Here is an 11,642-nt window from a genome sequence, read left to right on the forward strand (position 1 = left end):
TTAAATGGAAAGCACCTCTCTAGGCTTCCCTCCACTCACGATGGCCGTGTTCATTGGTCTGGCCATTACGGCCATGGCCATCGACATGTTTTCCCACCGCGGGAACAAGCCGATCACACTTGCTCAGGCCTCTGCCTGGTCGGTTTTCTGGGTTGCCATTTCGCTGGCGTTTGCCGGTTTTCTGTATGTTCAGCACGGTTCTGAAGTCGCCACGCTGTTCGTCACCGGTTACGCGCTGGAAAAAGTACTGAGCGTCGACAACCTGTTCGTGTTCATGGCCCTGTTCACCTGGTTCAAGATTCCGGACGGCCTGCGCCACCGTGTTCTGTACTGGGGCATCATCGGTGCCATCGTCTTCCGCGGCATCTTCGTCGCCATCGGTACCGGCCTGCTGGCGCTGGGTCCTTGGGTCGAAGTGGTGTTCGCGATCATCGTTGCCTGGACCGCCATCATGATGCTGCGTGCCGGTGATGACGATGACGAAGAAATCGACTACTCCCAGCACATGGCTTACCGCTTCGCCAAGAAGCTGTTCCCGGTATGGCCAAAGCTGCACGGCAGCAACTTCTTCGTTCGCCGCTCGGTGCTGGAGGAAGAGGTCAAGAAGCCTGAGAACGCCGGTATTACCCTGGCTGCCAAAGGTGCCCTGTTCGCAACGCCGCTGTTCCTGTGTCTGGTCGTGGCTGAAATCTCCGACGTACTGTTCGCGTTCGACTCCGTGCCGGCCATCATCGCCGTCAGCCGTGAGCCTCTGATCGTGTTCTCGGCGATGCTGTTCGCGATCCTGGGTCTGCGTACCCTGTACTTCGTACTGGAAGCCCTCAAGCGCTACCTGGTGCACCTGGAGAAAGCAGTTATCGCACTGTTGTTCTTCATCGCCCTGAAGCTGGGTCTGAACGCAACCAACCACATTTTCCATCACGGTTACGAGATCAGTGCCAACGCCAGCCTGTTGGTTGTCGTGGTTGTTCTGGTCATCGGTATCGTCGCCAGCCTGCTGTTCCCGGGTAAAGAAGAGCCGGCTGAAGAAAAAGCGTAAAAACACTGGATATAGGAGATAACCGAATCATGGCTTTGACTCTGCAAAAAGGTGGCAACCTTTCGCTGTCGAAAACCGACCCTACGCTGACCAATGTCCTCATCGGTCTGGGCTGGGATCCGCGTGCCACTGACGGCCAGGACTTTGACCTGGACGCCAGCGCATTCCTGTTGGGCGCCAATGGCAAGGTCCGCAGTGAAGCTGACTTCATTTTCTACAACCAGCTCAAAAGCGCCGACGGTTCGGTCGAGCATACCGGTGACAACCGCACTGGCGCTGGCGACGGCGATGACGAAGTGGTCAAGGTCGATCTGGCACGTGTACCTGCCGATGTCGACAAAATCGTGTTTGTCGTGACCATTCATGAAGCCGATGCTCGCAAGCAGAACTTCGGTCAGGTAGGCGGTTCGTTCATCCGCGTTGTGAATGAAAAGAGCTCTGCCGAAGTCGTTCGCTACGACCTGGCTGAAGATGCGTCGACCGAGACGGCAATGGTTTTCGCCGAACTCTATCGCAACGCTGGCGAATGGAAATTCCGTGCGATTGGCCAAGGCTACGCAGGTGGCCTCAAGGCCGTCGCCAATTCGTATGGCATGAACTTCTGATTCGTCCCTCCATTCTTTTAGAAAAGGATCAAGAACATGGCTGTAAGTCTGAGTAAAGGCGGTAACGTTTCCCTGTCCAAGGAAGCTCCTGGTCTGACAGAAGTGACCGTGGGCCTGGGCTGGGATCCACGTGTTACCGACGGTACCGAGTTCGACCTGGACGCTTCCATTTTCATCGTCGGTGAAAACGGTAAGGTTCTGGACGAAAGCGGCTTCATTTTCTACAACAACAAGAAGTCTGCCGACGGTTCTGTCGAGCACCTGGGCGACAACCGCTCCGGCGCTGGCGAAGGCGACGACGAGTCTGCTGTAGTCAAACTGACTGGCCTGGCTGCCACTGTGAAGAAGCTGGTGTTCGCCGTGACCATCCACTCGGCTGACGAGCGCAAGCAGAATTTCGGTCAGGTCCAGAACGCTTACATCCGCGTTCTGAACAAGGCTGACGGCAAGGAAATCGCTCGTTACGACCTGTCGGAAGACGCATCGACCGAAACGGCGATGATCTTCGGCGAGCTGTATCGCAACGGTGAAGAGTTCAAGTTCAAGGCCATCGGCCAAGGCTTCGCAGGCGGTCTCAAGTCGCTGGCAGAAGCACACGGTGTGTCGATCGGCTAAACCCGAACATCGCGCCCAATAAAAACCCCCGCCAGCGATGGCGGGGGTTTTTTATTGGCGCGCTGTCAGGTGTTACAGAATCCCCGCGCCCTTGGCTGCCTTGAGCCAGTCCGGGAATTCTTCCATCAGCAAGTCGTACAGCTTTTCTTCCGGCACTTCGTCCAGTCGGTCCAGGGCGAAGAAGTTGCAGTTGTCGACCACTCGACCGTCCATGTCGTCCAGCTTCTCCAGAATCCCGTAGCCGCGTCCGCCAAGGCCCACGAACTGCCAGAAGATCGGCAGTCTGGCGGCTTCGACCATCAGTTTGCTGATCTCGCGATCCTGATGCACGCCACCGTCACTGATGAACAGAATATAGATAGGTGTCTTGTCACCCGACTGCTTGTAGTAGTCGATGACCTTGCGCATTGCCTTGGGCTCATCGTTGACGCGAGCGCCCAGTTCCCAATTCTTCCAACCGCCGTGATCGGTCTTGATGAAGTCCTTGAAGTTGGCCAGCGTGACGGCCGACAGCTGCTGGGGTTTGGCACCGAACGCCCAGCAGTCCAGCGCGCCGTCGTCATCGAAGTGCACGGCGAGGGGGATCAACCGGTCTACCACTTCCTGAACGTGTCCACGGGTGTACTGAGGGTTCATGGAACCCGATGCATCCAGCACCAGACCGACTCGCGCCCTGGTGTCGGTCAGGTTGGCTTTTTCCAGGCTGACCTGCGCTTTTTTGGCAAGGCTCACGAGTTGAGGTGCCGCTGCGGCGATCTTCTTTTCCAAAGAAATTTTCGCGGGTGCGGCGGGGGCCGGTGCAGGTGCTTCAGCAACCTCGCCTCCGAAATGCACCACCAGCGCGTCGAGCCCGGCGTTGTAGCCCTGCAGGTTCGAGGCGATGCGCCACTCGCCGTTCTTGCGGTAGATGTCCGCAACCATGATCGCCTTCTCGGCGGCAAAGGTCGCACCGGAAAATTCGCAGCGGGCGACCTCGGTGCCGTTTTCCCTGATACTGAACTGACTGGCCTGAATGTCGCTCATGACGCCCGCGCCATCGATGGAGGCGGTAAACACCAGACGGTCGATGGAGGCGGGCAGGCTGGACAGTGCGAGCTGGAAGTCGCCGCCATTCATCTGCTTGACGCTGCTGCAGGGGCTGGCCGGCTGATTGAAGAAAATCATGTAGCGGTCATCCGACAGCTTGCCGTGGGCATCGACCCCGAAACACACGTAGTCGATGACATGGGCGGACTTGATCGCGATGGACAGCGTGAGGTCGGTGCCTTGAATCAGTGTGGAAAGAGGGATGCGTTGACCTTGTGAGATAAGCATGTTTCTTCCTTGGCGATGAGGGCGCCCATGCGCCCTTGATGACAGGTTCGACGTTATCGTTCGCTTCTGCCCACGCCCGCAGGCCCGGCTGCCAGCATGCGCCCGGCCAGACGCGAGAACGGCAGGCTTTGCAGCCACACGGTGCCGGGGCCGGTGAGTCTGGCGAAGAACATGCCTTCGCCGCCGAACAGCATCGACTTGATGCCGCCGCCCACCATGCGGATGTCGTAATCGACCGTCTGGGTCATGGCCGCCAGGCAGCCGGTGTCCACATCCAGTCCTTCGCCGGCCGCCAGTTCGATCTTGCGCACGGTGCCACCCATGTGCACGAATACCCAGCCGTCGCCCTCAAGCTTTTGCAGCACAAAACCTTCGCCGCCAAACAGGCCGGTGAGGATTTTCTTCTGGAACTGGATGCCGATGGAGACACCCTTTGCACCTGCCAGAAAGCTGTCTTTCTGGCAAATCAGCTTGCCGCCGAAGTCGCCCAGGTTCAGCGGCAGAATGGTGCCGGGGTAGGGCGCGGCGAACGCGACGCGACCCTTGCCGGAGCCTTGTTGCGAGAAGACCGTGGTGAACAGGCTTTCGCCGGTCAGCATGCGTTTCCCTGCACCGAACAGCGACCCCAGCAGCCCCGATGACTGGTTGCTGCCGTCGCCAAAGATGGTTTCCATCTGCACGTCGCAGGTCTTGTACATCAGTGCCCCGGCCTCGGCGACAGCGCTTTCCCCGCGATCGAGTTCCAGTTCGACGAACTGGGTTTCCGTGCCGTACAGCTTGAAGTCCACGCCATCGGTTGCGCTCCCCGAGCCGTAACCGCCCGAGGCATTCGGATCGGGGGTGAAGGACGGACGCTTCAGCGGCGCTCCACCCTGTGACGGTGCCGCGACGCTGGAGGGCGTTGCCTGTGCAGGCAGCGCCGAAGGCTTTGGCTGGATCATGTCCGGTGTCGGGTCGGGGAACGGCGTGACACCATCCTTCTTCATGGCGCGTACTTCGGCGACCTGATAGATGGGCTTCCAGTCCGCCATGCCTGGTTTCCAGCACCAGGCGCCGGGCGATTCGCGAGCGATGAGTCGTGCGGCCGCTGAATCCAGCGGGCCGAGTTGCTTGCCCGCGTTCATGACATACCAGTCTTCCAAGGCGTTTGCTCCTTCCGGCCTGATGAGTGATGAGAAGTCGTCAGCGCAGGTTGTCAGATGCTCAGTCGCATGGACAGGTCTACGGCTTTTACATCCTTGGTCATCGCGCCGATGGAAATGTAGTCGACCCCGGTCTCGGCAATGACCCGCAGCGTATCGTCGTTGATACCGCCGCTGGCTTCGAGTTTGGCGCGGCCAGCGTTCAGCCGGACTGCTTCGCGCATGTCCTCCAGACTTAGTTCGTCGAGCATGATGATGTCCGCTCCGGCATCCAGTGCCTGCCTGAGTTCGGCCAGGCTTTCCACCTCGACTTCCACCGGCTTGCCGGGAGCAATTTTGTGGGCGGCTTCAATGGACTGGGCGATGCCGCCACAGGCTGCGATGTGGTTTTCCTTGATCAGGAACGCATCGTACAGACCGATGCGGTGGTTGTGGCAGCCGCCACAGGTGACTGCATATTTTTGCGCCAGACGCAGGCCGGGCAGGGTCTTGCGCGTATCGAGCAGCTTGACCTGGGTGCCCGATACCATGTCGGCAAAGTACTGCGCCCGGGTAGCGACGCCTGACAACAGTTGCAGAAAATTAAGCGCACTGCGCTCGCCGGTCAGCAGCGAGCGGGCCGGGCCTTCCAGATGAAACAGTGCCTGATCGGGGCTGACGCGGTCGCCGTCGCTGACCTGCCAATGCACGGCCACGCGAGGGTCCAGTTGACGGAAGACCGCATCGACCCAGGCAGTTCCGGCAATGACGGCAGCATCACGCGAGATGATCGTGGCCTTGGCCAGTCGCTCTGCCGGGATCAGTTGGGCGGTGATGTCGCCGCTGCCGACGTCCTCAAGCAATGCGCGACGCACATTGGCTTCGATTTCGGCGGTCAGGGCGGCAAGGCGTAAATTCGGCATAGCGGGCTCCACTCACAAAGTCGAACGAGTATAAGCCACGGCTCTCGTGTAACCCACCCGTGCCAGGCGCGATGTCTGCCTGTCGAGACATGCTGTTGGTCGGTTTTGTAAAAAGCTTTGCGATGTAACGCAAAACACGCGGTCTACCCACGCATAGCGGTTCAGGTGCTTCGCCCTTTCGTGGGCGAAAGAGACTGCTGGCGTTGAATACAGGTTTGAAACATAATTCGACCAGTATTTGACGTCAGAGGTTTGACGTGGCGCCTTGCCATGGGAATCTTTTCCAGATCAAGGTCTGTGCGAGGTTCAGGTCGTTTCCTGTAGAGGGTGTAATGCCGAACGACGAAAAAGTAGTGCCGTTGAGCAAAATGTCATCTGCGCTGGGGGCGAATGCTCCTCTGGCCCGGCTGCCCGTGGTGTTGCTGCAAGTGCGCGACAAGGCCGCACAGCAACTCAAGGAAGCGCTGCAGGCGCTGTTCGACAATGCTGACGACACACTTTTCGAGATGGCCGACCGCGCCAGGAGCAACACCGAACAGAGCATCTTTTTCGAAGCGATGCGCGACCTCCGCCTCAAGCGCAAAAGCATAGAGCGCGGCTTTCTCGACAAGTTTTACGAGTCTTTCCTGTCTCTTGGTCAATACCGGATCACCGAGCCGGTCCTTCCTGCGGCGGTCTCTTTCGACAAGCTGGCACTGGTTCAGAACGACGACCTGGAAAAGACCGTAGCGGTGGATGCCATGGTCGCCAAGGTCATGAGCCGCGACAGTCTCGCTCTTGGTCAGCTCACGGCACGTCTCAATGCGTTGTTGACTCAGCCTGTCACCGACGAAACCAACCCGGTTGGTCCTGCGATCCTGTGTCGGCTCTTTCTCGAAGCCGCGCGCAGTCTGGGTGTCGAGATCAAGGTCAAGCTGATCATCCTCAAGCTGTTCGAGCGGTACGTGCTGAGCAACACGGACCACCTGTACGGCGAAGCCAACCAGTTGCTGATCGCCACGGGCATCCTGCCGGACATGAAAGCCCTGCCTGCGCGCCGTTCTTCGGATCGTCCTGCCTCAAGGTCGGTGGCTGCGGAGTTGTCCGATCCCGCTCTGGCACAGGCCGCCGACAAGCTCGACAAAGGCGTGCAGGAAGTCTTTTCGGCCTTGCAGGAATTGCTGCTGCAGGTTCGCGGCAGTCTGGCGCCACGTCACAAGCTCGACGATGACGAGGTAAGGCCGATCTCCAGCAAGGACCTGCTGCGCCTGCTTTCTCATTTGCAGCAATACGTGCCGTCCCAGGAAACCACCGACGAGTTCGATCTGCGCAACCAGCTTGAGCAACTGCTGACACGGGTCAGTGTCAGGAGTGGCAAATCCCGCAGCGTGGGCTCGGGCGATGAGGATGTGATCAACCTGATCGCCATGCTGTTCGAATTCATTCTCGATGATCGCAACCTGCCGCCGTCCTTGCGTGCGCTTATCGGACGCCTGCAGATTCCGATGCTCAAGGTGGCAGTGCTCGACAAGAGTTTCTTCAGTCGTGGCAGCCATCCTGCCCGTCGTCTGCTCAACGAGATTGCCACTGCGGCGCTCGGCTGGGGTGGACGCGACGATTATCAGCGCGATTCGCTCTACCTGCGGGTCGAGCAGATTGTTCAGCGCCTGCTCAACGATTTCGTCGACGACACGGCGATCTTCTCCGAATTGCTGGCTGACTTTCTCGCGTTTACCAGCGATGAACGTCGCCGCAGCGAACTGCTCGAGCAGCGTACCCGCGATGCCGAGGAAGGTCGGGCTCGGGCCGAACTGGCGCGTCAGCGCGTGCAGCAGGAGCTGAATCAGCGCCTGCTGGGCAAGACCCTTCCGGAAGCGGTGGTGCGTCTGCTTCAGGAAGCCTGGAGCAAGGTGCTGTTGCTGACCTGCCTCAAGCACGGTGACGGCTCGGCTGAATGGCAGGCCGGACTGGCGACGATGGATGAGCTGATCTGGAGCGTCGAGCTGCACGACGACCCCGAGGCACGTCAGCAACTGCTGGATCTGGTGCCTGGCCTGCTCAAGGCGTTGCGTGACGGGCTGACCAGTGCGGCTTTCGATCCGTTTGCCACCAGCGAATTCTTCAGCCAGCTGGAAACGCTGCATGTTCAGGCGTTCCAGCATTTTTCCCGCTTGCAGGACGCTGACGTTCAGACCGACTCGCCGTCCGGATCGGTCTCCGAAGGGCCGAGCATGATGGAAGTCATGGAAGAAATTGTCCTCATTGCGCCCGAGGAAGCCGGTCTTGCAGAACCTGCCGTCCAATTGGCCGAGGATGATGCCGGTCTGCGCATGGTGGACACGCTGCGCGTCGGTTGCTGGGTCGAGATCCAGGAAGACGAAGAGCACAAGCTGCGCTGCAAACTGACCGCGATTGTCGAGCCGAGCGGGCGTTATGTGTTCGTCAATCGCACCGGCATGAAAGTGCTGGAGAAGACCCGAATGGGGCTGGCCGTCGAGTTCCGTCGCGGCGCTGTCCGTGTTCTGGACGACGCGCTGCTGTTCGATCGGGCGCTGGAGTCGGTGATCAGCAACCTGCGCAAACTCAAGAAGGGCGCCTGATTCTTGTGACGGTGTCTGCCCCGTGCAGGCACAGTGTCTCTTCGTAGGTTTTGCGCTTCACGCCAAACAGCCATTTCTTACGGCACAGGCTGCTGTTCAATCCCCACATCCATTTCCATCGCGGGCATACTGGACGTCATTCATGTGTCTGCTCAAGGAGCTTTCATGCAGCTCGATTGCGCCAGTGGCTGGTGCCAGGGTGTTGAGCACTGCCCTTCGCCCAACTTCAATTCGCGTCGCGAAGGCGAGATCTCGTTGCTGGTGATCCACAACATCAGCCTTCCACCCGCCCAGTTCAAGACCGGTAAGGTCCAGGCCTTCTTTCAGAATCAGCTGGATACCACCGAGCATCCTTACTTCGAAGGCATTGCCCATCTGACGGTTTCAGCGCATTTTCTGATTGAACGTGATGGCGACGTGATTCAGTTCGTCTCTTGCCTTGATCGGGCTTGGCACGCAGGTGTTTCCAGTTTTCAGGGGCGTGAAGGCTGCAATGATTTTTCCATCGGGATCGAGCTGGAAGGGACCGATGATCAGCCCTTCACCGACGCGCAGTACGCTGCGTTGATCGAGCTGACACGTCAGCTGCGGCAGGCCTATACCGCCATCACCCCTGAGCGTATTTGTGGCCACAGTGATATCGCGCCGGGACGCAAGACCGATCCGGGGCCCTGTTTTGACTGGGGCAGATTTCAAGCGGCTTTGCAGGATTGAAGTGAGGGACGAACAATGAGTTTTCTGGTGTTACTGCTGGCCGTTTTGGTAGAGAAGTTTTCTGCGCTGCGTCAGCGCGTGCAGCGTGATGGTCCTTTTCTGAAACAGCTGGCGCGACTTGAATCGGGCCCCCGGACCACGTCGCGACCCTGGCTGATCCTGGCGCTGTTGGTGCTGTTGCCGGTTATCGTGCTGCAACTGTTGCTGACCATTGTTGGCTCGGTGGCTTACGGCTGGCTGGCCCTGCCGATTCACCTGCTGGTGCTGATCTACAGCCTGGGACGCGGCGACCTGATTGCTGCGTTGGGACCGTTTCGTGATGCCTGCAGGCGCGGCGACGCTCAGGCGGCCGTGCATGTCGCCGAACGGGACATGGGCGTGCAGGCCGATGACAGTCAGCAACTGCTGCAGGGCGTGCAGAGCTACATGCTCTGGCAGGCGCATCAGAGCTTCTTCGCGGTCATCTTCTGGTATTTCCTGTTGGGCCCGGTGGCGGCGCTGGCGTATCGACTGCTGGCACTGGCTGCCGAAAACGGTACGACCCCGGCGCTGGTCGAGCGAGCCGCGCAACTGCGTCATGCCTTCGACTGGGTGCCGGTCAGGCTGCTGGCGGCCAGCTTCGCTCTGGTGGGTAATTTCGTGGCGGTCAGCCGCTTGATGCTGCACGAGCTGCTCAACTGGAACATCAGCGCAGCGCAACTCATTACGCGTATCGGATGCGCGGCCAGCGAAGTGCCGTCGCCGGTGCTGGGTGCCGAAGGGGTGAACAGTCTCGACATGCTCTGGGAGTTGCTGATCCGTGCGGCCATCGTCTGGTACGCGGGCTTTGCACTGTGGACGCTGTTGGTCTGATCCTGTTTTAAAGCGGCCAGCCAAACAGGTCATGCGCGTTGCGCGTACTGGCCTGTGCCAACTGCTCCGGGCTGACGTTCATCAACGCCGCCAGCGCGTTGCAGATGTCGGGCAAGTGCTCGGGACTGTTGCGCTGGTTGGGGTACATGGCGGGCGCCATGTCCGGTGAGTCTGTTTCCAGCACCACGCTGTCCAGCGGCAGTTCGGCGATGACCCGATGCATGCGTAGCGCCTGCGGCCAGGTTGCTGCGCCACCGAGACCCAGCTTGAACCCCAGTTTGATGTATTCCCGCGCTTCTTCCCGGCTGCCCGCGAAGGCATGGATGACGCCGCTTCGTTTGAGCTTGTGGTGTTTGAGTGTGGCGATCACGTCGGCGTGACTGCGCCTCACATGCAGCAACGCAGGCAACTCGAATGTCGCTGCGAGTTCCAACTGCGCCTCGAAGACCTCTTGCTGGCGCGCCTTGTCCATTCCTTCAACGTAATAATCCAGCCCGATCTCGCCCACAGCACAGAGTTGCGGATGGCCCTTGAGACGCGTCAGCCAGTCACTCAATTCCGTCAGATGCTCGGGCACGTGTTCATCGATGTAGACCGGGTGCAGCCCGAACGCTGCGTACAGCGCAGGATTTTCTAGGGTCAGTTCCCACAGTCGCTGCCAATTGCGCTGATAGACGCCGAGCACCACCATGCGCTGAACGCCCAGCGACCGACACCTGTCCAGAACCTGCGCGCGATCTGCATCGAAGTCCGGGAAGTCCAGGTGGGTATGGGTGTCGATCAGCGCCATGCTCATTCCTTGTGAATGCGTTGCTTGAAGGTGCGTACGATGGCATGCACGCCGGGCTGATATTCGTTTTTCTGGATGGCTGCGAGCGCCAGCTGCAGAGCGGTCTCGGCAATTTTCTGATGCTGCTGGGCCATGGCATTGACCGGCAGCGGCAGGAAGTCCAGCAATTGCGTGTCACCGAAAGTCCCCAGATGCAGCGAAGTCGAATTCAGCGTCTGGCTTTGCAGAACATCGAACACGCCCTGCAGCAGCACATACGACGTGGTGATGAGCGCATCAGGGAAATGTCCGAGACGCTGCAGCAGTTCCGTCATCAGACGTTGGCCGCACTGTCTGCTGAAGGCTTCGCCATGCTCCACGATAGTGGTTCCGGCGAAACCATTGAGGGCATGTTCGAAACCTGCCGCACGGGCGCGACTGATGCTCAGTTCCGGACGAGCACCGAGCAGGGCTATATGCCGTGGGTTGGTTTCCAGCAGGCTATGGGTCAGTTGCAGACTGGCGTCGTGGTCGTCGCTGACCACCGAGCAGAAAAACTCCGGGTTCATCTCCCGGTCGATGGCGATGATCGGCAGGCCTTTGAGCTGCAGTTCGCGATAGCTGTCATCACTGGGCGGCAGGCAACTGGCGACCAGCAACGCATCGCAGCGGCGTGCGCGAAACACTTGCAGCAATTGTAGCTCGCTGACGGGGTCGTCATCGGAACTGGCGATCAGCAACTGATAGCCCAACGCCCGGGCGCCTTGCTCAAGCAGCTTGGCAATGCGTGCGTAACTGGGGTTTTCCAGGTCCGGCAGGATAAAGCCCAGCGTCTTGCTGTGCCGACTGCGCAAGCCTGCCGCCTGAGGGTTGGGCCGGAAGTCATGTTCTTCGACCACGGCCCGCACTCGCTCGACCGTGGCGGGGCTGATGCGCTGTTGTTCAGCCTTGCCGTTGATCACGTAGCTGGCCGTGGTGACGGAAACACCTGCCAGACGCGCAATATCGCTCAGTTTCACCGCAAATTTCCTTTTGTTATTGGCGTGGCTTACGACAGTCGAAAAAACTTTTGTATGACGGTCATCTTTACACGAGACCGTGGCATAACCCC

The 11,642-nt window shown here is 59.4% G+C and carries 11 protein-coding genes; 6 read left to right on the forward strand and 5 right to left on the reverse strand.

The window, feature by feature from the left end; genetic code table 11:
- The first annotated feature begins 4 nt into the window (after positions 1-4).
- Genes AO065_RS11400 through AO065_RS11410 form a run of 3 tightly spaced genes read left to right on the forward strand, consistent with a single transcriptional unit; the run spans position 5 to position 2,259 of the window.
- Complete coding sequence (locus AO065_RS11400) at positions 5-1,039, forward strand: TerC/Alx family metal homeostasis membrane protein (protein WP_004887478.1); 1,035 nt, start codon at positions 5-7, stop codon at positions 1,037-1,039.
- 29 nt (positions 1,040-1,068) lie between these two features.
- Positions 1,069-1,644 carry a TerD family protein gene (locus tag AO065_RS11405; protein ID WP_004887480.1) on the forward strand — a complete coding sequence of 192 codons (576 nt, stop codon included), beginning with the start codon at positions 1,069-1,071 and terminating at the stop codon, positions 1,642-1,644.
- Positions 1,645-1,680: 36 nt separating this feature from the next.
- Complete coding sequence (locus tag AO065_RS11410) at positions 1,681-2,259, forward strand: TerD family protein (protein WP_004887482.1); 579 nt, start codon at positions 1,681-1,683, stop codon at positions 2,257-2,259.
- A gap of 72 nt (positions 2,260-2,331) precedes the next feature.
- Here AO065_RS11410 and AO065_RS11415 read toward each other — a convergent pair whose 3' ends face one another.
- From AO065_RS11415 to nadC, 3 genes are read right to left on the reverse strand one after another with little or no spacing between them, the layout of a single operon-like run.
- Positions 2,332-3,573: a VWA domain-containing protein gene (locus tag AO065_RS11415; RefSeq protein WP_004887484.1), complete on the reverse strand. Its 1,242-nt coding sequence runs from the start codon at positions 3,571-3,573 to the stop codon at positions 2,332-2,334.
- Positions 3,574-3,626: 53 nt separating this feature from the next.
- Positions 3,627-4,715, reverse strand: a complete 1,089-nt coding sequence (locus AO065_RS11420; protein WP_004887487.1) for an AIM24 family protein — start codon at positions 4,713-4,715, stop codon at positions 3,627-3,629.
- 53 nt (positions 4,716-4,768) lie between these two features.
- Complete coding sequence (gene nadC, locus AO065_RS11425) at positions 4,769-5,617, reverse strand: carboxylating nicotinate-nucleotide diphosphorylase (protein WP_004887488.1); 849 nt, start codon at positions 5,615-5,617, stop codon at positions 4,769-4,771.
- Between the two features lie 332 nt (positions 5,618-5,949).
- Between nadC and AO065_RS11430 the strand changes: the two genes are divergently transcribed.
- The 3 genes from AO065_RS11430 to ampE all read left to right on the forward strand — a co-directional run bounded on the left by AO065_RS11430 (position 5,950) and on the right by ampE (position 9,762).
- Positions 5,950-8,196: a DUF1631 domain-containing protein gene (locus AO065_RS11430; protein WP_004887489.1), complete on the forward strand. Its 2,247-nt coding sequence runs from the start codon at positions 5,950-5,952 to the stop codon at positions 8,194-8,196.
- Between the two features lie 165 nt (positions 8,197-8,361).
- Positions 8,362-8,910, forward strand: coding sequence for a 1,6-anhydro-N-acetylmuramyl-L-alanine amidase AmpD (gene ampD, locus AO065_RS11435; RefSeq protein WP_004887491.1), 549 nt, complete (start codon positions 8,362-8,364; stop codon positions 8,908-8,910).
- Positions 8,911-8,925: 15 nt separating this feature from the next.
- A complete protein-coding gene (gene ampE, locus AO065_RS11440) occupies positions 8,926-9,762 on the forward strand; it encodes a regulatory signaling modulator protein AmpE (protein ID WP_004887493.1) in 837 nt (278 codons plus the stop codon).
- A 7-nt stretch (positions 9,763-9,769) separates the two neighbouring features.
- Here ampE and AO065_RS11445 read toward each other — a convergent pair whose 3' ends face one another.
- Both AO065_RS11445 and cra read right to left on the reverse strand, forming a co-directional pair.
- Positions 9,770-10,558, reverse strand: a complete 789-nt coding sequence (locus AO065_RS11445; protein ID WP_032652364.1) for a TatD family hydrolase — start codon at positions 10,556-10,558, stop codon at positions 9,770-9,772.
- Positions 10,555-11,550, reverse strand: a complete 996-nt coding sequence (gene cra, locus AO065_RS11450) for a catabolite repressor/activator (protein WP_004887498.1) — start codon at positions 11,548-11,550, stop codon at positions 10,555-10,557. Before cra ends, AO065_RS11445 begins: the two co-directional genes overlap by 4 nt.
- Between the last annotated feature and the right edge of the window lie 92 nt (positions 11,551-11,642).

Origin of the sequence: Pseudomonas viridiflava (assembly GCF_001642795.1) — a bacterium.
GTDB lineage: Bacteria > Pseudomonadota > Gammaproteobacteria > Pseudomonadales > Pseudomonadaceae > Aquipseudomonas > Aquipseudomonas viridiflava.

Coding starts and splice junctions, on each gene's coding strand:
- AO065_RS11400 (WP_004887478.1), top strand. CDS start 5: ATGGAAAGCACCTCTCTAGGCTTCCCTCCACTCACGATGGCCGTGTTC.
- AO065_RS11405 (WP_004887480.1), top strand. CDS start 1,069: ATGGCTTTGACTCTGCAAAAAGGTGGCAACCTTTCGCTGTCGAAAACC.
- AO065_RS11410 (WP_004887482.1), top strand. CDS start 1,681: ATGGCTGTAAGTCTGAGTAAAGGCGGTAACGTTTCCCTGTCCAAGGAA.
- AO065_RS11415 (WP_004887484.1), bottom strand. CDS start 3,573: ATGCTTATCTCACAAGGTCAACGCATCCCTCTTTCCACACTGATTCAA.
- nadC (WP_004887488.1), bottom strand. CDS start 5,617: ATGCCGAATTTACGCCTTGCCGCCCTGACCGCCGAAATCGAAGCCAAT.
- AO065_RS11430 (WP_004887489.1), top strand. CDS start 5,950: ATGCCGAACGACGAAAAAGTAGTGCCGTTGAGCAAAATGTCATCTGCG.
- ampD (WP_004887491.1), top strand. CDS start 8,362: ATGCAGCTCGATTGCGCCAGTGGCTGGTGCCAGGGTGTTGAGCACTGC.
- ampE (WP_004887493.1), top strand. CDS start 8,926: ATGAGTTTTCTGGTGTTACTGCTGGCCGTTTTGGTAGAGAAGTTTTCT.
- AO065_RS11445 (WP_032652364.1), bottom strand. CDS start 10,558: ATGAGCATGGCGCTGATCGACACCCATACCCACCTGGACTTCCCGGAC.